Annotated in this window: 1 protein-coding gene; it reads right to left on the bottom strand. The window is 57.2% G+C overall.

Annotated elements, in window-relative coordinates:
* Positions 1-4: 4 nt before the first annotated feature.
* Positions 5-1335: CoA-acylating methylmalonate-semialdehyde dehydrogenase (locus tag AC6EKW_RS15005; protein WP_498514823.1), on the bottom strand; the 1331-nt coding region annotated here is incomplete at its 5' end.

Raw genomic sequence — 1335 nt, 5'->3', positions numbered from 1 at the left:
CTCCTCAGGAGAGCCAGCGGACTATCTCGACCTTGTTCTCGGTGAAAAACCTCACCCCATCCTTGCCCGTGGCGTGCAAGTCCCCATAGAAGGATTTCTTTATCCCGTTGAACGGCATGAACGCCATCGGCGCCGCTACTCCTATGTTGACCCCAAGCATCCCCGCCTCTATGCGCTCACGCCAGCGCCTTACCGCCGCTCCACTCTCGGTGAAGATCGAGCAGGCGTTGCCAAAGGCAGATCCGTTGGTGAACTCTATGGCTTCATCCAGGTCGGGTACACGGACTACGGAGAGTACCGGCCCAAAGATCTCTTCTCTTGCTACCCGCATCTTGGCCGTTACCCGATCGAGGATCGTGGGCCCAAAGAAAAACCCTTCTTCTCTTGGGGGTACCCTCCCGTCGAGTACTACCTCTGCTCCTTCTTGTTCTGCGAGGTCTACGTAGGAGCGGACCTTCTCTCTGTGGGAGTCCCTTATGAGGGGGGTAAGCTCGCTGCCTTCTTCGTAGCCAGGCCCTACCTTCATCTTACTTGCGGCTTCTTTTACTGCTCCTATGAGCCTGTCCTGCTCTTCTTCTTTTCCTACGGCTACAAGAACGCTCCCTGCCAGACACCTCTCTCCTGCGTTGCCATATGCTGAGGAGATGATGTTCGGGACAGCCTTCTCCAAGACCGCATCGGGCAGGACGATCATGGAGTTCTTGGCTCCCGCTAAAGCCTGTACCCGCTTTCCATGGGCGCATCCTTCTCTGTAGACGTACTCTGCTACAGGTTGAGATCCTACAAAGGAGATGGCTTTTATCCCGGGATGGGTGAGGATGGCATCAACCACCTCTTTGGCCCCGTTCACTATGTTGAAAACCCCTTCTGGAAGCCCCGCCTCAAAGAGCAGCTCCCCTATCCTCTGCGAGCACAGAGGCGTCCTCTCGGAGGGTTTCAAGATGTAGGTGTTGCCCGCCCCTATGGCTATGGGAATCGTCCACATCGGCACCATGCACGGGAAGTTGAACGGTGTGATCGCCGCCACCACCCCCAGAGGGTAGCGAAAGGAGAGGTTGTCTATCCCCCTCGCCACATCCCTCACCGTCTCTCCCATCAAGAGGGTGGGCATCCCGCAGGCAAACTCAACCACCTCTATCGCACGCCTGACCTCCCCTGAGGCATCCTTTTTGTCCTTGCCGTTCTCCAGGGTCACAAGGGAGGAGAGCTCATCGAAGTTCTCCTCCATGAGCATCTTCAGCCGAAAGAGGATGCGTGCCCTCTCGACCACAGGGGTCGAAGACCACCCCGAGAAGGCCTCCTCCGCCGCCCTTACTGCTCTTTCCACATCCTCTT

The organism is Rubrobacter sp. M3-4, assembly GCF_059772285.1.
The sequence above is the reverse complement of the archived record's forward strand: the minus strand, read 5'-3'. Positions and strand labels throughout refer to the sequence as shown.